The sequence below is a fragment of the Halomonas sp. LMYGS-3 genome, assembly GCF_059509875.1.
In genome coordinates, this window is the sequence record NZ_JCAKFQ010000032.1 from 1 (window position 1) to 20,350 (window position 20,350).

A 20,350-nucleotide genomic window follows, 5' to 3' on the forward strand; every position below is an offset into this window, starting at 1 on the left:
TCGAATACATCGAGATGGAGTACAACAGCTGCCGGCTCCACTCGACCCTGGGCTACCAGACGCCGAGGGAGATTGAATTGGCAGCTGCGGCTTGAAAATGTGTCCGCTCTGGCTTGACCAGAACAGATCGAGCTTTTGCCATTCATTACGACAGGGAACTTATCATGAGCCATTTCATTCAACTGCATCTGCTGACTTCCTACCCGCCGGCCAATCTCAATCGCGATGACCTGGGACGGCCGAAGACCGCCATCATGGGCGGTGCCAAGCGCCTGCGTGTCTCTTCCCAGAGTCTCAAGCGTACCTGGCGTACCTCAGCCTTGTTCGAGGAGGCAGTGGGTCAGCACCGTGGCCAGCGTACCAAGCGCGTGGGCATCGAGGCCGAGCAGCGCCTGCTGGAAAAAGGCGTGAAGGATAAGGACGCACGGGACTGGGCCACGGAGATTGCCAAAGTTTTCGGTGATGTCGCCAAGGGGGAACTGGCGACGAGCCAGCTGGTGCATATCGGCCCCGAGGAGCAGGCGGCGGTGGATGCTCTTGTCGAGACGTTGGTTGCAGAAAATCGGGCGCCGGAGAAAGCCGATCTGGATCTCCTGCGCCGTAAGCCGGCCGCTGCGGATATCGCCCTGTTCGGCCGCATGCTGGCAGCGGTGCCGGAATACAACGTCGAGGCAGCCTGTCAGGTGGCCCATGCCCTTACCGTCCACGCGGCGGAAGTCGAAGATGACTATTTCACCGCCGTGGACGATCTCAACACCGGTGACGAGCATCGTGGAGCGGCCCATGTGGGAGAGGCCGGTTTCGGTGCCGGGCTGTTCTACAGCTATGTCTGCATCGATCGCCAGCAACTGATCGATAATCTCAATGGCGATAACGAGCTGGCCGAGCGTGCCATTGCCGCCCTGGTCGAGGCCGCCATGCGCACCTCGCCCAAGGGCAAGCAGAACAGTTTCGGCTCTCGTGCCCATGCCAGCTATGTGTTGGCCGAGAAGGGCGACCAGCAGCCACGCTCGCTGTCGGTAGCCTTCCTGCGGCCGGTTGCCGGCCAGGATCAGGCCACTGAGGCCGTGCGGCGGCTTGAGGCTCAGGCCAATGCCTTCGACTCGGCCTATGGAGCGGGGGCCGATCGGCGCTATGTGGTCTCCGCGTTGCCTGATTATCAGGGCCCCACCCTCGAGGGGGATGTCGTGACGGGTAATCTCGATGGTTTGATCGAGTTTCTCAGCAATGAGCGCTAAGGAGCCGACATGACGGAATATCTAGTCTTTCGGCTCTATGCGCCGCTCGCCAGTTGGGGGGAGGCGGCGGTAGGCGAGACACGCCCTACCGCTGCTCACCCCGGACGTGGGGCGATCCTCGGCCTGCTCGGCGCCGCCTTGGGCATCAAGCGTGAGGATGAAGCCGAACAGCAGGCCCTGGGTGATAGCGTGCGTATCGCCGTCAAGCAACGCTCCCCTGGCTCTCTGTTGCGTGATTATCATACCGCCCAAGTGCCTGGGGCTCAGGCCAGGGTGAGCTATCGCACGCGCCGCGATGAACTGAATGCGCCGCGCAAGGTGATCAACACCATCCTCTCCAGCCGCGACTATCGCTGCGACGGTCTCTGGACCGTCGCGGTATGGGCTGCCGAGGATGCTGAGGTCTCCCTGGAAGCGATGCAAGCAGCGCTACAGCGACCGCAATATCTGCTCTATCTAGGTCGTAAGTCCTGCCCTCTTTCCGCGCCTTTGGCTTCCCGGTTGGTCCGGGCAGAGCGGTTGCGTGATGCACTGGACACGGCGTTTCCCGTGCTGGTTGGTAAAGAGGAAAAGGCTGAAAAAGTGGCTTTGAGACTTACTGACGATGTGATGTATGCCTGGGAAGGAGGGGCCGATCTGCTGGATGGCGAGAGCCGCGGCGTTGAGTCCAGCGATGTCTGGGACAGGCCACTCAACCGTCGTCGCTGGCAATTCGGGCCACGCACCGAATTCCGGCGGTTCGTGCGTGCAGAGGAGGGACGCTGATGTATCTTTCACGTATTCGCGTCGATCTCAATGGTCTCTCCCGCGAGGCCCTGTTCGATGTCATGCAGGGTGGCGCCTATGGCGCCCACCAACTGCTCTGGCAGGCTTTTTCTGGCTATCAGGGGGCTCGGCCCTTCCTGTTTCGTCAGGAGATGGAAGAGGACACCGAGCAGGGCAAGCCTCCCAAGGGGCTGCCGCTCTTCTATGTACTCTCCGACCGTGAACCCGTCGCCATCGCTGGCCTGCTCGATGTGCAGTGCAAACCCTTTGCGCCGACACTACGGGAAGGCGAGCAACTGGCGTTCCGGTTGCGCGCCAACCCGACGGTGGCGCGGCGGGTCGAGGGGGCTAAGCACTCAGCCCGCAGCGATGTGCTGATGGCGGCGAAGAAACCCTTTCCTCCGGGGCATCGAACCAGTCCTGAGTGTATTCAAGCCATGGATCAGGCTGCCCGAGGCTGGTTGGAGACGAGAGCCGAGGGGCTCGGCTTTGCTTTGCCGGTGACACCGGAGGTCGGCGCCTATCGTCAACACGCCCTCCAGAAGCCGGGGCGGCGTGATGCCATCCAGTTCTCCAGCGTGGATTATGAAGGGCTGCTGGAGGTGACCGACCCTGGCCGCCTGATCGAAACCTTGGCGCACGGCATTGGCAGGGCCAAGGCATTCGGCTGTGGCCTGATGCTGATCCGTCGACCGTAGGACAACCTCGGCAAGGAGGCCATGATGGGGTTTATCCCGCTCAAGCCGATCCCCATGAAGGACCGCATGTCGATGATCTTCGTCGGTATGGGGCAGATCGATGTGCGCGATGGCGCCTTCGTGGTTATCGATGAGGTCAATGGCGAGCGCATGCATATCCCGGTGGGGGCGGTGGCTTGCCTGTTGCTGGAGCCGGGCACCCGGGTTTCCCATGCCGCCATCAAGTTGGCGGCAACCGTGGGAACCCTGCTGATCTGGGTCGGGGATGCCGGGGTTCGGCTCTATAGTGCCGGGCAGCCGGGAGGTGCGCGATCCGACAAGCTGCTCTATCAGGCCCAACTGGCACTCGATGACAAACTGCGTCTGAAGGTGGTGCGCAAGATGTTCGAGCTGCGCTTCGGCGAGCCACCGCCGGAGCGGCGCAGTGTCGAACAGTTACGAGGGATCGAAGGCGCACGGGTTCGCAAGACCTATCAGCTGATCGCCAAGCAGTATGGCGTCAAATGGTCGGGGCGGCGTTACGACCCGACCCAGTGGGACGCCTCCGATGTGGCCAACCAATGCCTTTCCGCCGCCACGGCTTGTCTCTATGGCATCAGTGAGGCCGCCATCCTGGCCGCGGGTTATGCCCCCGCCATCGGTTTTCTGCATACCGGCAAGCCGAAAAGCTTCGTCTACGATATTGCCGATATCGTCAAGTTCGAGACGGTGGTCCCGGCGGCCTTTCGGGTTGCGGCGCGCAATCCTCCCATGGCGGAGCGTGAGGTTCGTATCGCCTGCCGGGACGCCTTCAAGCAGACCAAGATATTGCAGCGGTTGATCCCGATGATCGAGGAGGTCTTGGCGGCCGGGGAGATCGTGCCACCACCCCCCGCACCGGAAGCCGTACCGGCGGCGATTCCCGAACCACCATCCATCGGTGATGCAGGGCATAGGAGTGGATGATGGCCATGCTAGTGGTTGTGACCGAAGCGGTGCCGCCCCGCCTGAGAGGACGGCTTGGCATCAGTGAGGCCGCCATCCTGGCCGCGGGTTATGCCCCCGCCATCGGTTTTCTGCATACCGGCAAGCCGAAAAGCTTCGTCTACGATATTGCCGATATCGTCAAGTTCGAGACGGTGGTCCCGGCGGCCTTTCGGGTTGCGGCGCGCAATCCTCCCATGGCGGAGCGTGAGGTTCGTATCGCCTGCCGGGACGCCTTCAAGCAGACCAAGATATTGCAGCGGTTGATCCCGATGATCGAGGAGGTCTTGGCGGCCGGGGAGATCGTGCCACCACCCCCCGCACCGGAAGCCGTACCGGCGGCGATTCCCGAACCACCATCCATCGGTGATGCAGGGCATAGGAGTGGATGATGGCCATGCTAGTGGTTGTGACCGAAGCGGTGCCGCCCCGCCTGAGAGGACGGCTTGCCGTCTGGCTGCTGGAAATTCGCGCCGGCGTTTATGTCGGGGATGTCAGCAAACGAGTCAGGGAAATGATCTGGGAACAAGTCCATGCTCTTGCTGAGGATGGCAATGTCGCCATGGCCTGGGCCAGCAACCATGAGTCTGGCTTCGAGTTTCAGACATACGGCATCAACCGGCGTGAACCCTGGGACCATGATGGCCTACGTTTGGTGCGATTTATGCCTCGTGATACTAAATAACTGATAAGAAAGGCTCTTTAAGAATCTGGGCTGTATAAAAAATAGGCAAAATCGTCGGTAGAATTTCTGCCGGCGATTTTCCTTTTGTAGAACAATAATCTACGATTAGTCCGATCCCCGCAGGCGCGGGGCTCAACCGCCCACCCGCACACTGTCTCCTCGCGAGGCGCTCCGATCCCCGCAGGCGCGGGGCTCAACCGCCTCCGGGCCGCGTGTTACCGCTGAATGCGGGCCGATCCCCGCAGGCGCGGGGCTCAACCGCCCGCCGCGCCCAGCCCCCGCGCCATGGTGCTCCGATCCCCGCAGGCGCGGGGCTCAACCGGGTGAAGTCCTCGTAGGTGGTACGCATGTAGACCGATCCCCGCAGGCGCGGGGCTCAACCGCGCGCACCGTCGCCTCCTCGAAGTCAGGCGACCCGATCCCCGCAGGCGCGGGGCTCAACCGCCTCAATCCATCGTCCCGAATATCGACCTTGACCGATCCCCGCAGGCGCGGGGCTCAACCGAGGCATGGGAGGGATATGTCGATGGATAGCACCCGATCCCCGCAGGCGCGGGGCTCAACCGTACGCGCACCTGGCGCCGCATCGGGCGAGGGACCGATCCCCGCAGGCGCGGGGCTCAACCGAACGGCGTGACCACGCTGCCGGAGTTGGGGGCCCGATCCCCGCAGGCGCGGGGCTCAACCAGTCGGCGCTTGGCGTTGCGTGCCTGCTGGCACCCGATCCCCGCAGGCGCGGGGCTCAACCGGCGGGCGAGAAGGTGCCAGGTTGCAAGCTCGACCGATCCCCGCAGGCGCGGGGCTCAACCGATGGCGGCGATGGCCTCCTGGATGCCGCCGAACCGATCCCCGCAGGCGCGGGGCTCAACCGATCACGGCTTGTCTCGGCGCGGACGCGATCCTCCGATCCCCGCAGGCGCGGGGCTCAACCGAAGCTGGAGAAGTCGGCGGACTCCAGGGCCTCCCGATCCCCGCAGGCGCGGGGCTCAACCGGCCAGGGAGTGGGTGGCGTCAGCTGTCGCGGTCCGATCCCCGCAGGCGCGGGGCTCAACCGTTGTGCCTGCTCCACATACCCGGCGATGCCATCCGATCCCCGCAGGCGCGGGGCTCAACCGTCCACGCCCACAGTGATGATGGTGCTGCCAGCCCGATCCCCGCAGGCGCGGGGCTCAACCGCCTTACGGTGCGCGAGACCATGGCCCGTGGAACCGATCCCCGCAGGCGCGGGGCTCAACCGTTGTCGACGCCATCGGCATCGCACTCGCCGACCCGATCCCCGCAGGCGCGGGGCTCAACCGGTCGATGGCATCTTTCAGGCACTGAGTCGCACCCGATCCCCGCAGGCGCGGGGCTCAACCGATCACCGCGTCGTACTTGCGCAGCCCCATGCACCGATCCCCGCAGGCGCGGGGCTCAACCGTCTCGGCCCGTCGTGTTTGCCTCGTGTCGCTGCCGATCCCCGCAGGCGCGGGGCTCAACCGCCAAGGGGCATGATGCCACTCAGGCTGATTTTCCGATCCCCGCAGGCGCGGGGCTCAACCGGCGTCCACCGGCACGAGAGCCGGCATGAATTCCCGATCCCCGCAGGCGCGGGGCTCAACCGGCTCACCTTGACCGAATCGGAGCCGAGTACAACCGATCCCCGCAGGCGCGGGGCTCAACCGACCGCCGTCGATTTTATCCTCGGCGAGAACTCCCGATCCCCGCAGGCGCGGGGCTCAACCGTTCCCGACCTCAAGGCCTTTTTCAAGGGCAAGCCGATCCCCGCAGGCGCGGGGCTCAACCGGCACCCTGGCCGCGGGTGATCTGGCGGCCGGTCCGATCCCCGCAGGCGCGGGGCTCAACCGCCACTGCCGATGGCATTGCTGGCAGCGTTTCCCCGATCCCCGCAGGCGCGGGGCTCAACCGTAGCGATGGAGGAGCTGGCGTCAAACGAGCGCCCGATCCCCGCAGGCGCGGGGCTCAACCGGAGGCCGCATGAACTGGACAGACAGCATCGACCCGATCCCCGCAGGCGCGGGGCTCAACCGTCCGCCAGCCGGTCGCCCTCCTTGGCCTCCCCCCGATCCCCGCAGGCGCGGGGCTCAACCGGCATCTTGGCCCCGCATGTTGCGGCCCAGCCCCCGATCCCCGCAGGCGCGGGGCTCAACCGATTCACCATGAAGCTATCAAGCACCCTCATCACCGATCCCCGCAGGCGCGGGGCTCAACCGGCGCGGGCGAGCTTCTGGGGGGCGGAGTGTTGCCGATCCCCGCAGGCGCGGGGCTCAACCGCTCAAACTGAGCGAACGTCACTTCATCGCTAACCGATCCCCGCAGGCGCGGGGCTCAACCGGCATGCGGCGACCTGTCGCTGATCAACGTCCACCGATCCCCGCAGGCGCGGGGCTCAACCGGCCATCGGCAGCGTCGCGCCCGGCTGGGCGCTCCGATCCCCGCAGGCGCGGGGCTCAACCGGTCGCGCCGTCCACCGTGAAGCCCTGCTGCTCCCGATCCCCGCAGGCGCGGGGCTCAACCGGCCAGGTGGATGGCGACATCACCGCCGCCGCCCCGATCCCCGCAGGCGCGGGGCTCAACCGTTGTTCATGACATCATCTCCATGGCCGACTTACCGATCCCCGCAGGCGCGGGGCTCAACCGACATGGTGCTCGAGAAGCACGGCGACGACCCGCCGATCCCCGCAGGCGCGGGGCTCAACCGTCCTTGTGCGTCAGGACATCCGCCACCTTGTCCCGATCCCCGCAGGCGCGGGGCTCAACCGGTTGGGCGCCACTTCTGCCAGCCGGGCAGCATCCGATCCCCGCAGGCGCGGGGCTCAACCGGAATCAAGGTCGAGGTTGCCGACGAGCAAACCCCGATCCCCGCAGGCGCGGGGCTCAACCGGACGAGGAAAACGAGGAGCTGAAGAAGAAGGCCCGATCCCCGCAGGCGCGGGGCTCAACCGTAATGGCTACCACTCAAGACACTTTCACGCAGCCGATCCCCGCAGGCGCGGGGCTCAACCGTTCTTGCAGCCCTGAACCCTGGTGGTCTAGTGCCGATCCCCGCAGGCGCGGGGCTCAACCGGTGCTGCCCGGCCTGGTCCGGCGCCGCGAGGACCGATCCCCGCAGGCGCGGGGCTCAACCGGGCTCGATTGTGCTTGGTGTGCACCAGGAGCGCCGATCCCCGCAGGCGCGGGGCTCAACCGGCGCTGCGCCAGATCGATCTCGTCGGCGCCGCCCGATCCCCGCAGGCGCGGGGCTCAACCGCGCGGCGGCTTCCTCGACGAGGTGACCAAGTGCCGATCCCCGCAGGCGCGGGGCTCAACCGTCGAACGCTCGCCTACGCGCGGCAGTAGCGGCCCGATCCCCGCAGGCGCGGGGCTCAACCAGCCGGCGGACCTCCTCGGCCTCCTCCTCGGTCCCGATCCCCGCAGGCGCGGGGCTCAACCGGCCAGCGCCGTCTCGAAGCGCAAGGCGCAGTACCGATCCCCGCAGGCGCGGGGCTCAACCGGCCAGGTAGGCCTCGGAGCGAAACCGCTTGTCCCGATCCCCGCAGGCGCGGGGCTCAACCGTCAGCATACATTCCTTCAGAAAAGGTACTAACCCGATCCCCGCAGGCGCGGGGCTCAACCGGCCGAGAACTTCGAGAAGATCCTCGAGCTGAACCGATCCCCGCAGGCGCGGGGCTCAACCGGCCCGCAGCCTCGATCAGAACCGACTGCAGCGCCGATCCCCGCAGGCGCGGGGCTCAACCGGCTGTCCGTCGAGAGACGAGCCACGGCAGACCCCGATCCCCGCAGGCGCGGGGCTCAACCGGACGACAATGATGTCTGCGGGATCTGGTGGTTCCGATCCCCGCAGGCGCGGGGCTCAACCGCACACCATCCATCGCCCCGGCAAGGCCAAGGGCCGATCCCCGCAGGCGCGGGGCTCAACCGATGCCGAAACGGTGATCGAGTCTCACCTGGTCCCGATCCCCGCAGGCGCGGGGCTCAACCGGACGGCCAGTCAGTGATGCAGCAGGTCTAATCCTGGGCTTCCCCGCGAATATCTAGACGATGGCGGCATGTTCGCCGAAAAAAGCACCGAGGCCTGCCCCTATGGGGTCAGACCCCAGCCGAGTTGCCAGGATCGTCATCACGCACGTGGAAAGCGGATTCGACACCGCCGGGGTCTGACCCCCTAGGGCCTCCCAGCGCTGGCAGTCCATCATCAAAACATCATCAACATGCTGATTTTTCAGTAAGACCTCTGGGGATCCGTTAGGCCCGGCTCCCGCAGGAGCGGGGCTCAACCAGACGGCCAGTCAGTGATGCAGTAGATCTAATTCTGGGGCTTCCCCACGAATATCTTGACGATGGCGGCATGTTCGCCGAAAGGCGCCGAGGCCTGCCCCTAGGGCCTCCCGGCGCTGGCGGTCCACCGCCAGAACACCCTCGACATGCTGATTTTTCAGTAAGATCCCTGGATCTCAAGGGAAGACCCGGTCGGGGCCATGCACCGCCGGGCGCATTTGAAAGCGCCGGTTCGAAGCCATATACCTGATAGGAAGGAGCCGACAGGCAAGCTACCGAGCCGCCACGGTGACACCACATCGGATGCGGCCAGCCAACCGGGAGGCATGACATGCAGCGCACGACCGACACGCCCGCCAGCGTCACCGCGACACTCACCTATCTGGTCAAGCGCGAGGCGAAACCCTACGTGCATACCGAGGCGCTGACCGGTGACAGCGAGCCGCACTATTTCGCCGAGCAGGAGGCGCGCGAGGTCACGCTACACAACGGCCGTCCGTTGGCGGACGGTTTTTCCCTGGACACGCAGGGGTTCGAGCTGCACCGGCGGGAGACGGCGGTCGACGACCTCTACGACGATGCAGCGGTCGAAAGCGTCTACTATGCCGAGGTCGAGGCCTTGATCAAGGAGCTGACCGGTGCGAGCCGGGTCGTCGTCTTCGATCACACCCGGCGCAGCGATGCCGAGCAGCGCGATATTCGCGGCCCGGCCAGCCGTGTACATAACGACTACACCGAGCACTCGGGCCCCGAGCGGATCCGCGACGTACTGGGCAGGGACGAGGCCGCCGCGCTGGAGGCGGTGCCGGTGGCCCAGATCAACTTGTGGCGCCCGATACGCGGGCCCGTCAAACGCTCGCCGCTGGCCTTGCTGGACGCCTCGACGCTCGACCCCGGCGACCTGCTGGCCACCGATCTCGTCTACCCGAATCGTATCGGCGAGATCTACCACCTGGCCTACCATCCGCACCAGCGCTGGTACTATTTTCCCGACATGCGCCGTGACGAAGCCCTGCTGATCAAGGGGTATGACTCGCGTCGCGACGGCCGTGCCCGCTTCACCCCCCATACCGCCTTCCAGGACCCCCATACGCCGCCGGGCGCCCCGCCGCGCGAGAGCATCGAGGTCCGCACCCTGGCCTTCTTCGGTTAGGTTTCCGTGACCCGGCCGTGGCCCGCGCCCGATCCTGTTACCCTCTGACCCAGTCCATCATCGCAAGGAACCGTGCCATGACTACCCACTTCGACAAGACCCTCGCCGCCCTCGATGCCCTCCACGCTGAGGACCCGCGCCGCGTCGAGGTCGCGGGCGAGTCGCTGCCGCTGGAGCTGTGGCACGGACGGCGGATGAGCGCCTGGCTCGAGCGGTTGATGGAGGCTCCCGACGAGCTGGTGCAGCTGGCGGTGCGGGCGCAGCATCTGCAGCGCTGGCAGGTGCCGCGTGGCGACTACCCCGAGGGGCGGGTGGGCTATCTCACCTGGCGGCGCGACCAGGGCAAGCGGGCCGGCGAGACCACGGCGCGGGTGATGCAGGAGGCCGGCTACACGGCCGAGCAGGCCGAGCGGGTGGCGCAGATGATCCGCAAGCAGGGCCTGGGGCGCGACGAGGGCACCCAGGCGGTGGAGGACTGCGCCTGCCTGGTGTTCCTGGAGAACTACTTCGCCGACTTCTCGAAGCAGGTGGAGCATGACCACCTGATCCGCATCGTGCAGAAGACCTGGAAGAAGATGTCGCCGCGGGCCCACGAGCTGGCGCTGGGGCTGCCCATGGCGCCCGAGGCGCGGGCGCTGGTGGAGGAGGCTCTGGCGGGCTGAGAGCGCGCGGCGGTGCCGGGGAGTTTCGCTTTGTCTGAAAACTGCCTGCGCTCGGTCATACGGCGTTAAAAATCGGCTCAAAGACCTCATTTACACCGCGTAAACTCCGTCTTTTCGCCAATTTTTGCCTTGTCTGACCATCGCTCGACGACTTTCGGACAAAGCTTAGGAATCCGCCAGGCGGCGCACCACCACCCCCGCGCTGTACCAGGCGATCATCCGCTCCTCGTCGGTGGGGATGACCCAGGCGCCGACGCGGCTGTCGGCGCTGCTGATGCGTCGGTCGTGGCGGCGGTTGGCGGCGGCGTCGAGGGTCAGGCCGAGCCAGTCGCAGCCGCGGCAGATGGCCTCGCGCACCGGCGCGGCGTGTTCGCCGATGCCGGCGGTGAAGACGAGCTGGTCGAGCCCGCCCAGGGCGGCGGCCAGGCTGCCGATCTCGCGCACGGCGCGGTAGGTGTAGAGCTCGATGGCCTCCCGGGCCTCGGGGGCGGGGCTGGCCAGCAGGTCGCGCATGTCGCTGCTGATGCCGGAGACGCCGAGCAGGCCGGAGCGCTTGTAGAGCAGGTCGCTGACCGCCTCGACGCTCATGCCCTCCTCGTGGATCAGGTGCAGCACCAGGCCGGGGTCGAGGCTGCCGCTGCGGGTGCCCATGGGCAGCCCCTCGATGGCGGTGAAGCCCATGGTGGAGGCCACGCTCTGGCCGTCGCGGATGGCGCACAGGCTGGCGCCGTTGCCGAGGTGGGCGACGATCACCCGCGCCCGGGGGGCGTCGCCGAGGTGCTCTGGCAGGACCTGATTGAGGTAGTCGTAGGAGAGGCCGTGGAAGCCGTAGCGGATCAGCCCACGGGCGGTGAGGTCGCGAGGGAGGGCGAAGTGGCGGGCCACGTCGGGCTGGGTGGCGTGGAAGGCGGTATCGAAGCAGGCCACCTGGGGCAGCGCGGGGTGGCGCTCGGCGAGCCGCGCCACCGGCGCCAGGCAGAAGTGCTGGTGCAGCGGGGCCAGGGAGTTGAGCGCCTCCAGCTCGTCGACGATCGCCGGGGTGAGCACCACCGGGCGGTGGTAGCGCTGCCCGCCATGCACTACGCGATGGCCGACCACGGCGAGTGCCAGGTCGGGCATGGCGTCGATCCACGTCAGCAGCCGGGAGGTGGCGTCCCGGTGGTCGAGCCGCTCGGGCAGCGGCCCGAGGTCGGCGTCCAGCGGCCGGCCCCGGGCGTCGTGCAACTGGAAGCCCGGCGTGGCGGTGCCGAGCCCGGCGAACTGGCCGCGATAGCGCGGGGTGAGGTCGGCCAGCGCCTGGCCGGCTTGCCCGGCGTAGAGGGCGAACTTGAGGCTCGAGGAGCCGCTGTTGAGGGTCAGGATGTCGCTCATCTCAGTCGCTCACATTGCCCGGCAGGCCGTGGCGTTGCTGGTGGTCGGCGAGCAGCAGGGCCAGCGCGCAGGAGGCCATGCGGGTGATGGCCTCGTCGGCGCGGCTGGTGAGCACGATGGGCACCCGGGCGCCGATCACCAGGCCGGCGCCGGTGGCATCGGCCAGGTAGGTGAGCTGCTTCATCAGCATGTTGGCGGCCTCCAGGTCGGGGGCGACCAGGATATCGGCGCGCCCGGCCACCGGCGAATCGATGCCCTTGGCGCGGGCGGCGGCCTCGGAGATGGCGTTGTCGAAGGCCAGCGGGCCGTCCAGGGTGCCGCCGCGGATCTGGCCGCGCTCGGCCATCTTGCACAGGGCGGCGGCGTCCAGGGTGGAGGGCATGCGCGGGTTGATGGTCTCCACCGCCGAGAGGATCGCCACCCTGGGGTTGGCATTGCCCAGGGCGTGGGCCAGCTCGATGGCGTTCTGGATGATGTCGCGCTTGTGGGCGAGGCCCGGCGTGATGTTGATGGCGGCGTCGGTGATGAACAGCGGCCGCGGGTAGGTGGGCACGTCGAAGGCCATCACGTGGCTGATGCAGCGCTCGGTGCGCAGGCCACTGTCGCGCTTGAACACTTCGTGCATCAGCTCGTCGGTGTGCAGGGCGCCCTTCATCAATGCCTCGGCGCGCCCCTCGCGTACCAGGGCCACGGCGCGCTCGGCGGCGGCGTGGCTGTGGGGCGTGTCGATCAGCTCGAAGTCGCCGATGTCGAGGCCGGCGGCGTCGGCGGCGGCCCGGATCCTGGCCGCGGGGCCGACCAGCAGTGGCACGATCAGCCCGTGGCGGGCGGCGGCCACGGCGCCGGTGAGCGAGACGTCGTCCACCGGGTGCACCACGGCCATGGGGATGGCGGCGGGGTGGTCGGCGGCGGAGAGGATCTCGTGCAGGCGGCCGCGCTCGGCCAGGCGCACCGTGGGCAGCACGGCCCGGAGGCGGCGGATCTTCTGGGTGGGGGCGAGCACCTGGGCCTCGCCCTCGATCACTACCTTGCCCTTCTGGTTCTCGCAGCGGCAGTCCAGGGTGAGTTGCTGGCGTGTTTCGTCCTTGGCGGTGACTCGCACGCTGACTCGGAGCACGTCGCCCAGGTTGACCGGCGCGCGGAACTGCAGGGTCTGGCCCAGGTAGAGGGTGCCGGGGCCGGGCAGCTGGGTGCCGAGCACCGTGGAGATCAGGGCGCCGCCCCACATGCCGTGGGCGATCACCTCCTGGAAGCGGGTGCTGCGGGCGAAGTCGTCGTCCACGTGGGAGGGATTGACGTCGCCGGACATGATGGCGAACAGCTTGATGTCGTCGAGGGTCAGGCGCTTCTCCAACTGGGCCTGGTCGCCCACCTGGATCTCGTCGAAGGTGCGGTTCTCGATGTAGCGGTCGTCGGATGAGGCATCCATGTCGGGCGGCTCCGGTCGTCATGCATTGCATTGCAGCAAGGGATGATTCCCAGCATAGCCGGTAGATGGGCAGGGCGTGTTGATCCATATCGCTTTTCACCATCGTGGGCATTCGCCCCCGCGGGCCCCCGCGCTGGTGCTGGCGCTTGGGCTGCCCGTGGCGCCTGCGAACGGTTTCCGCGATCTACGCAGGATTTGACAAGGCGCAGCATGCCGCCTAGATTCTCAATTGCAAATGATAATTGTTGTCATTTGATAGAGCGATCAAGGAGGACAGCATGCCGTACCGCATCAATACCGGACTCAAGGGTACCAACCCGACCCTGCAGATCTGTGATGCCACCACCGGCTCGGTGCGGGTGGCCTGGGAGTATCCCAAGGCGCCGGAGGACATGACACTGGAGGAGCAGGAGCTGCTGGTCCTGCGCCGCGAGGAGGCGATCCACGATCTCTTTCGCCGCCTGTTCCTACTGACCACCGAGCAGTACCTCAAGGGGGAACTGGATGAGGCGCCGGCGCTGGGCGCCTGGCGGCGTCAGCGGGTGGCGCGCTAGGTGTGCCAGCGCCGAGCTCAGGCCGATTCGAGGGTCACACTGAGGGTGTCGGTGGCCTCGCAGGGCTTGCCGTGGCGCAGGGTGAGGCGGCGCTCGCTGAGGTTCATGACCACGGCGAACAGCGTCTCCATGCGCTCCTCCGGTGGCTGGGCGGGGTTGAAGTGCCGGCAGATCGACAGCGGGGCGCCGTGATGGTCGCTGAGGATCTCGAACAGGATGGCGTCGCTCACCTCGGCATCGGTGGCCAGCCGCTCGCGCAGCAGGGCATCCAGGCGCGCCAGCCGCGGGCGGGAGTCGGGCCGCGGGAAGTCCTCGACCTGGCAGGTGGCGGCCCGGGCATAGAGGTGGTTGGTGTGGGTGACCACGCCGCGCTTGGGCGTGAGCCGGCCGGGTTCGCCGGGGTGGACCTCGAGGCCGGCGGCCTGGCCGTCGGCGCTGGCGATCAGGAAGTGGGCGGGGGAGCAGACCCGGTCGCGGGTGGCCACGCCCACGGCGCTCTCCAGGTCGGGGCTCTCGAGGATCTTGCGCAGGGCGACGTGGATCGGCAGGCCCTCGCCGCAGGTCCGGGAGCGGATGGCGTTGAGGCACACCCCGATGCCGTGGGCGTTCATGCCGATCTTGGCCACCATGCCGGCCTCGCCGATGCTGATCAGCGGGGCGGCGTCCTCCCCGACGATCTTGAGCACCACGACGTTGTGCAGCTGATCGGTGCGCCAGTCCCAGTTCTGAGCCAGCCACTGCCGGCCGGCGCGCTGCAGGGCGAAGGCGGAGCAGCCGCCGCTGGCCCGGGTCAGCGCGATCTCGCTGCGGCAGTTGAGGGTGAGGACGTCGGCGAGATCGAGCCCGGCGCCGCGGGCGATGCCCACCATCTCGTCGAGGATCTCGGGGAAGCCGCGCTCGATCATGGCGCCGAAACGCTCGGCCTCCTGGCGGGCCTCCTGCCAGCGGATGCCGACGAAGTCGAGGAACAGACGGTCGTAGACCTCGAGGCTGCGGTGGATGAGCCGTGCATGGGCCAGGCCGTGGGCCTCGCCGATCTCGCGGCGACTGCCGGAAAGCGTGATGAGTTGCATGACGACCTCGCGAATCGGTGGGCCCCGATGTCGTCACTGTAGCATGCGGCGGGCCGGCCCCGTACCGGCCCGGCAGGGGGCGCTCAGGTCAAAGCACCTCGCCGAGCAGGCCGAGGAAGGCGGCCCAGGAGCGCTCGTCGGCACGCTCCTGGTAGCGGTCGCTGTCGAACTCGGTGAAGCCGTGAGGGGCGCCGGAGTAGACCTGGATCTCGTAGGTGGCGCCGGCGGCCTCGAGCTCCTCGGCCAGGGTGGCGACATCGCTCATGGGCACGGCACTGTCGGCGCCGCCGTGGGCGATCAGCAGCGGCGGGGTGTCCTCGGGCCACTGCTGGCCTTCCGGTGTACCCAGCCCGCCGTGGAAGCTGGTATAGCCGGCCACGCCCTCGGCCTCGCCGGAGCGGGCGATCTCCAGGGCCACGGCGCCGCCGAAGCAGTAGCCGATCACCACCGCGGTCTCGGCGGCCCCCTGGGCGCGGGCCTCGGCCAGGCCGGCGAGCGTCAGGGCGCGCATGCGCTCGCGATCCTCGTAGAGGGCGCGGGTGGCGGCCTGGCGGCCCTCGGTGGTCGCCGGGCGGTTGCCCTGGCCGAAGAGGTCGAGGGCGAAGGCGTCGTAGCCCTCGGCGGCCAGCATGTCGGCACGCTGGCGCTCGTAGTCGCCCAGGCCGTCCCAGTCGTGGACGATCACCACGGTGCCGCGTGCCTCGCCCTCGGCCGTGGCGAGATAGCCCTCGAAGGATTCGTCGCCGACCTCGTAGACGATGTCGTCGCCGGCAGGGGTGAAGGCGTGAACGCCGGTCGTCAGGCCGAAGGCGATCAGCAGCGTGGCGGTAGCGATGAGGGGGCGCATGGGAACTCCTGTCGGGGGCGTGAGGATCCGACCTGTCAGTATAGGCGCCCGCCGCGGGCGGCAGTTCATCAGCGTTGTAAGGTCGAGGCGTTCGTCATGGTAGGCAAAGAGTATGAGTGGCCGGGCATCGGCGATGCCTAGCGTTGGCAGCGTAAGCTTGTGTTTTTGGCCGTTGCCTTCCAGATTTAGGTCCTGAAGGAACCCGCAATTTCGACTGCACCCGCTACAATTTCAATTACGTACGCAGTCACACGAAGGGGAACAACCACCATGAAGAAGCGTGTATTGGCGATGGCCGTGGCGGCGTCTGCCCTGGCCCTGAGCGGAGCGGCCCAGGCCGAGGTGAAGATCGGCTTCCTGGGCGGCTTCACGGGGCCGATCGAGAGTCTCACACCACCGATCTTCGATGGCGCCCAGTTGGCGGTACAGCAGATCAACGAGCAGGGCGGCATCCTGGGCGGCCAGCAACTGGTGATGCCCAGTGCCGACACCACCTGTGCCGACGCCTCGGCGGCGACCAATGCGGCCGATCGCATGGTCAACACCGAGCAGGTCACCGCCATCGTCGGGGCGCTGTGCACCGGGGCGACCATCGCCGCGGCCAACAACGCGGCGATTCCCGGTGGGGTGGTGATGGTCTCGCCGGCTTCCACGGCCCCGGCGGTGAGCGAGCTCGACGACAACGACCTGGTGTTCCGCACCGTGCCCTCCGACAGCTTCCAGGGCGAGATGCTGGCCAAGCTGCTGCTCGATCAGGGCATCGAGGAGGTGGCGGTCACCTACGTCAACAACGACTATGGCCGGGGCCTGGCGGATGCCTTCGGCGAGGCCTTCGAGGCCGGCGGCGGCCTGGTGGCCGAGAACCTCGCCCATGAGGATGGTCGTGCCGACTACCGCTCGGAGCTAGGGTCTCTGTCGGCCACCGGCACCGAGACCCTGGTGGTGCTGGCCTATGCCGACGGCTCCGGCCAGACGGTGCTGCGCCAGGCCTACGAGGGCGGCATGTTCACCCAGTACGTGGGTGCCGACGGCATGGTGGGGGACAGGCTGGTCGAGGCGGTCGGCGCCGATGTGCTCGAGGGCATGATCGCCACCCGCCCGGGCAGCCCCGACCTGCCGGGGACCGAGATCTTCAACGAGGCCGCCCAGGCGGCCGGCTTCGACCCCAGCGCGGTGTTCGCCGCCCAGGCCTACGACGCCGCCTTCCTGCTGGCCCTGGCCATCGAGCAGAACGGCAGCGCCGAGCGCGAGGGGCTCTCCGCGGCGCTGCGCAGCGTCTCTTCCGCCCCCGGCGAGGTGATCCTGCCCGGCGAGTGGGAGAAGGCCGTGGAACTGATCGCCGCCGGCACCGAGATCAACTACGAGGGCGCCTCCGGCAGCCACGAGTTCGACGAGAACGGCGACGTGCCCGGCGTGGTGGTCGAGATGGCGGTCGAGAGTGGCGCCTTCGTCAGCCGGGGCTTCATCGAGCCCTGATTGCGCGCTCCAGCGCGGATGAACGAAGGTCCCGGCGGTTTCCCCCCCGGGGCCTTTCTTCTATCCGATGTGCCGGACCTTCTCCGGCAACAACCCCCTGGGCGCGAAGCGCAGCACCAGGGTGATCAGCAGGCCGATCACGAACACCCGGGCCTGCAGGGCGCGGCTTTCCAGGTGGCGGGGTGCCTCCCAGTCGAAGGCGCCCTCGCCGAAGCTTACTGCCAGCTGCATCAGGAAGAGTGCCAGCGGCTCGGACATGATCCAGATGAGGTAGACCGCCACGGCGCCGAAGATGGTGCCGAGGTTGTTGCCCGGCCCGCCCAGGATCACCATCACCAGCACCAGGAAGGTGTGGTTGAGCGGCAGGAAGCCCTGGGGGTCGAAGATGCTGTTGAAACTGGTCAGCGCCGCCCCGCCGATGCCCATCAGCACGCAGCCCAGCACGAAGATCTCCAGGCGGCGGCGGTTGATGTCCTTGCCCATGGCCGCGGCGGAGACCTCGTTGTCGCGGATGGCGCGGATCATGCGCCCCCAGGGGGCGTGATAGGCGCGGTGCAGCAGGAAGAAGATCGCCGCGATCATCACCGCCGTGACCGACAGATAGAGTGAGCGGGACACCACGAAACCGAGATCGCCGGCCCCGGGGGTCGGCCAGGGCAATGGTGAGACGGTGGCGGTGCCGCGGGTCAGCCAGTCGGAATTCTTGAGGAAGGCCTTGATGATCTCGGCGATGCCGAGCGTGGCGATGGCCAGGTAGTCGCTGCGCAGCCCCAGGCAGATATGACCGATGAAGTAGCCGATGCCGCCGGCCAGCATCCCGCCGACGATCCAGCCGGTCCAGGCCGGCAGGCCCAGGCCGCCGATGAAGCCGGCGCGCGACTCGATCTCGCCGGTGACCCCGCGCAGCACGCTGATCACCATCAGGTAGAGCACCACCGCGACGACCACGGCGATCACCGTGCGCAGCCGCTTCGGCACCCCCAGGCGGTCGAGCTTGGTGGCGCCATAGACCACCACGGCGGCAGCGAGCAGGTAGAGCAGCGCCAGGCCGAGCTCACCGGGCAGCTCGCTGTCCCAGAAGGCGTCGTTGACCGGTATGCTGAAGAACATGGCGGAAAAGCCGCCCAGGGCGACGAAGCCCATCACCCCGGCGTTGAACTGGCCGGCATAGCCCCACTGGATGGTCAGCCCCAGCGCCAGGATGGCGTAGCAGGCGGCTTCCACCAGCATGCGGGTACTGTAGGCGACGCCCATCACGGCGTAGACACCCAGCACGGCCACCAGCAGGGCAGCGAACAGGATCACCTCGCGCCGCGGAAAGTGCCGGACGGGGGGCTGGGATTGGCTCGTCTCGGTCATGTGATCACCTTGCCCTTGAAGAGTCCGGTGGGCCGCCACACCAGGATGGCGACCAGGATGAAGAAGGGCACCACGATCTTGTACTCGGTGCCGACGAAGGCCAGGTTGCGCGGCAGCTCCAGCCACTCGGGGAAGTGCTGCTGGAGAGGGCGCAGCAGCACCGTCCAGTTGAACACCGCGAGGGTCTCGGCGAAGCCGACCACGAAGCCGCCGGCGATGGCCCCGTAGGGGTGACCCACGCCGCCGACGATGGCCGCGGCGAAGATCGGCAGCAGCAGGAAGAAGCTCAGGTCGGGCTTGAAGGTCACGTCGAGCGACAGCAGGGTGCCGGCGATGGCGGCCAGGCCACCGGCGATCACCCAGGTCACCGCCACGATGGTGTGGGTGTTGATGCCGGAGGCCTGGGCCAGGTCGGGGTTGTCGGACATGGCGCGCATCGCCTTGCCCAGCCGTGAGCGGCTGAGGAAGAGGTGCAGCCCCACCACGGCGGCGATGGTCAGCACGAAGAGGATCACCTGCGGCTCGGTGACGACCACCGGGCGGGTGACGACCTCGAAGGGCAGCTCGAGGCGGTAGATCTCCTTGCGTTCGGCGATGTAGAGGCTCCGGCTGCTGGTGCCGGCGAACAGCCGGATCATTCCCTGGAGCATCAGCGTCACGCCCAGCGAGGCGATCACCATGACGATGGGCTGGACCCCATGGGCGCGCAGCGGCTTGTAGATGGCGCGGTCGATGCCGACCGCGAGGGCGGCGGTGAGCACCATGGCCAGCGGCAGCATGACGACGGCGGTGGGCAGCCCCACGGCGCTCCCGACGCCGGGGAAGGCCAGGGTCAGCAGCAGCACCATGAAGGCGCCGAAGGTCATCATGTCGGCATGGGCGAAGTGGGCGAAGCGCATGATGCTGAACACCAGCGTCACGCCGACGGCGCCGATGGCGTAGATCGAGCCGGTCACGCTGCCGGCCACCACCACGTTGTTGATGAAGAAGACCAGTTCGTTCAAGACGTGTTCTCCACGGGAGATTCCGGAGGGCGCGGGGGCGGCGGGCTCAGCCGCCCAGGAAGCTTCTGGCGACCTCGGGGTCGGCCAGCAGCGCGGCGCCGGTGTCGGTGAAGCGGTTCTGGCCGGCGGCCAGCACGAAGCCCTTGTCGGCGATGGCCAGCGCCTGCTTGGCGTTCTGCTCCACCATCAGGATGCCGACCCCGGCGGCGTTGATCGTCTTCACCCGTTCGAGGATCTCGTTCATGTAGAGCGGCGAGAGGCCGGCGGTGGGCTCGTCGAGCAGCAGCAGGCTGGGCTCGGCCATCAGCGCCCGGCCCATGGCGACCATCTGCCGCTGGCCGCCGGAGAGCTCGCCGGCGGGCTGGTGGCGCTTGTCGTAGAGCGGGGGGAAGAACTCGTAGACCTGCGCCAACATGCGCTTGATGTTCTCGGGCTTGAGGAAGGCGCCCATCTCCAGGTTCTCCTTCACCGTCAGGCTGGGGAAGACGTTCTTCTCCTGGGGAATGAAGCCCATGCCCATCTGCACCAGCTTGTGGGGCGGCAGGTTGTGGATCGGCTCGCCGCGCAGCAGGATCTCGCCCCGGCTGACGGTGAGCAGGCCGAAGATGGCCTTGAGCATGGTCGACTTGCCGGCCCCGTTGGGCCCGACGATCACCCCGATCTCGTCGGCCTCGATCGCCAAGTCCACCCCGTTGAGGATGTTCATGCCGCCGTAGCCGCCGTAGACGTCGCGCGCTTCGAGTAGTGGCATCGATGGTTCCCTGCGTCATGGCTGTCTTGTTGTTTTCCGGGGCG

At 67.5% G+C, this 20,350-nt stretch carries 17 protein-coding genes and 1 CRISPR repeat array; of the genes, 10 read left to right on the forward strand and 7 right to left on the reverse strand.

Annotation, left to right across the window (positions count from 1 at the left end; all coding sequences use genetic code 11):
* The first annotated feature begins 164 nt into the window (after positions 1–164).
* From cas7e to AC5W54_RS19915, 8 genes are all read left to right on the forward strand, one after another.
* Positions 165–1,238: a type I-E CRISPR-associated protein Cas7/Cse4/CasC gene (cas7e, locus tag AC5W54_RS19880; protein ID WP_495963835.1), complete on the forward strand. Its 1,074-nt coding sequence runs from the start codon at positions 165–167 to the stop codon at positions 1,236–1,238.
* A 9-nt stretch (positions 1,239–1,247) separates the two neighbouring features.
* Positions 1,248–2,003, forward strand: coding sequence for a type I-E CRISPR-associated protein Cas5/CasD (cas5e, locus tag AC5W54_RS19885; protein WP_495963836.1), 756 nt, complete (start codon positions 1,248–1,250; stop codon positions 2,001–2,003).
* On the forward strand, positions 2,003–2,701 hold the full coding sequence (gene cas6e / locus AC5W54_RS19890; protein WP_495963837.1) for a type I-E CRISPR-associated protein Cas6/Cse3/CasE: 699 nt from the start codon (positions 2,003–2,005) through the stop codon (positions 2,699–2,701). The genes cas5e and cas6e overlap by 1 nt, the downstream gene beginning before the upstream one ends.
* A 24-nt stretch (positions 2,702–2,725) precedes the next feature.
* Positions 2,726–3,646, forward strand: coding sequence for a type I-E CRISPR-associated endonuclease Cas1e (gene cas1e / locus AC5W54_RS19895; protein WP_495963838.1), 921 nt, complete (start codon positions 2,726–2,728; stop codon positions 3,644–3,646).
* Between the two features lie 5 nt (positions 3,647–3,651).
* Complete coding sequence (locus tag AC5W54_RS19900; RefSeq protein ID WP_495963839.1) at positions 3,652–4,056, forward strand: hypothetical protein; 405 nt, start codon at positions 3,652–3,654, stop codon at positions 4,054–4,056.
* Positions 4,056–4,349: a type I-E CRISPR-associated endoribonuclease Cas2e gene (gene cas2e, locus AC5W54_RS19905; protein WP_495963840.1), complete on the forward strand. Its 294-nt coding sequence runs from the start codon at positions 4,056–4,058 to the stop codon at positions 4,347–4,349. The genes AC5W54_RS19900 and cas2e overlap by 1 nt, the downstream gene beginning before the upstream one ends.
* A 110-nt stretch (positions 4,350–4,459) precedes the next feature.
* Positions 4,460–8,331: direct repeats of the CRISPR family, unit length 29 nt; unit sequence CCGATCCCCGCAGGCGCGGGGCTCAACCG.
* A gap of 627 nt (positions 8,332–8,958) precedes the next feature.
* Positions 8,959–9,780 (forward strand): CmcJ/NvfI family oxidoreductase, encoded by an 822-nt coding sequence (locus AC5W54_RS19910; protein WP_495963841.1) that lies wholly within the window; start codon positions 8,959–8,961, stop codon positions 9,778–9,780.
* A 77-nt stretch (positions 9,781–9,857) separates the two neighbouring features.
* Complete coding sequence (locus AC5W54_RS19915; protein WP_495963842.1) at positions 9,858–10,442, forward strand: DUF4202 domain-containing protein; 585 nt, start codon at positions 9,858–9,860, stop codon at positions 10,440–10,442.
* Positions 10,443–10,607: 165 nt separating this feature from the next.
* Here AC5W54_RS19915 and AC5W54_RS19920 read toward each other — a convergent pair whose 3' ends face one another.
* Positions 10,608–11,813 (reverse strand): acetate/propionate family kinase, encoded by a 1,206-nt coding sequence (locus tag AC5W54_RS19920; RefSeq protein ID WP_495963843.1) that lies wholly within the window; start codon positions 11,811–11,813, stop codon positions 10,608–10,610.
* A gap of 1 nt (position 11,814) precedes the next feature.
* Entirely contained in the window at positions 11,815–13,242 is a 1,428-nt protein-coding gene (locus tag AC5W54_RS19925) for a bifunctional enoyl-CoA hydratase/phosphate acetyltransferase (protein WP_495963844.1), read from the reverse strand.
* Positions 13,243–13,520: 278 nt separating this feature from the next.
* Here AC5W54_RS19925 and AC5W54_RS19930 point away from each other — a divergent pair, with 278 nt between their 5' ends.
* Complete coding sequence (locus tag AC5W54_RS19930; RefSeq protein ID WP_495963845.1) at positions 13,521–13,796, forward strand: hypothetical protein; 276 nt, start codon at positions 13,521–13,523, stop codon at positions 13,794–13,796.
* A gap of 17 nt (positions 13,797–13,813) precedes the next feature.
* On the opposite strand, the gene AC5W54_RS19935 is transcribed toward AC5W54_RS19930, so the two are convergent.
* On the reverse strand, positions 13,814–14,869 hold the full coding sequence (locus AC5W54_RS19935; RefSeq protein ID WP_495963846.1) for a C45 family autoproteolytic acyltransferase/hydrolase: 1,056 nt from the start codon (positions 14,867–14,869) through the stop codon (positions 13,814–13,816).
* Between the two features lie 88 nt (positions 14,870–14,957).
* Positions 14,958–15,716 carry a dienelactone hydrolase family protein gene (locus AC5W54_RS19940; RefSeq protein WP_495963847.1) on the reverse strand — a complete coding sequence of 253 codons (759 nt, stop codon included), beginning with the start codon at positions 15,714–15,716 and terminating at the stop codon, positions 14,958–14,960.
* Positions 15,717–15,986: 270 nt separating this feature from the next.
* On the opposite strand from AC5W54_RS19940, the gene AC5W54_RS19945 reads away from it, so the two are divergent.
* Entirely contained in the window at positions 15,987–17,192 is a 1,206-nt protein-coding gene (locus tag AC5W54_RS19945) for an ABC transporter substrate-binding protein (protein ID WP_495963848.1), read from the forward strand.
* Between the two features lie 60 nt (positions 17,193–17,252).
* On the opposite strand, the gene AC5W54_RS19950 is transcribed toward AC5W54_RS19945, so the two are convergent.
* From AC5W54_RS19950 to AC5W54_RS19960, 3 genes are read right to left on the reverse strand one after another with little or no spacing between them, the layout of a single operon-like run.
* A complete protein-coding gene (locus tag AC5W54_RS19950; RefSeq protein WP_495963849.1) occupies positions 17,253–18,551 on the reverse strand; it encodes a branched-chain amino acid ABC transporter permease in 1,299 nt (432 codons plus the stop codon).
* Positions 18,548–19,555, reverse strand: coding sequence for a branched-chain amino acid ABC transporter permease (locus tag AC5W54_RS19955; protein WP_495963850.1), 1,008 nt, complete (start codon positions 19,553–19,555; stop codon positions 18,548–18,550). Before AC5W54_RS19955 ends, AC5W54_RS19950 begins: the two co-directional genes overlap by 4 nt.
* A 46-nt stretch (positions 19,556–19,601) precedes the next feature.
* On the reverse strand, positions 19,602–20,306 hold the full coding sequence (locus tag AC5W54_RS19960; RefSeq protein ID WP_495963851.1) for an ABC transporter ATP-binding protein: 705 nt from the start codon (positions 20,304–20,306) through the stop codon (positions 19,602–19,604).
* Positions 20,307–20,350: the final 44 nt, after the last annotated feature.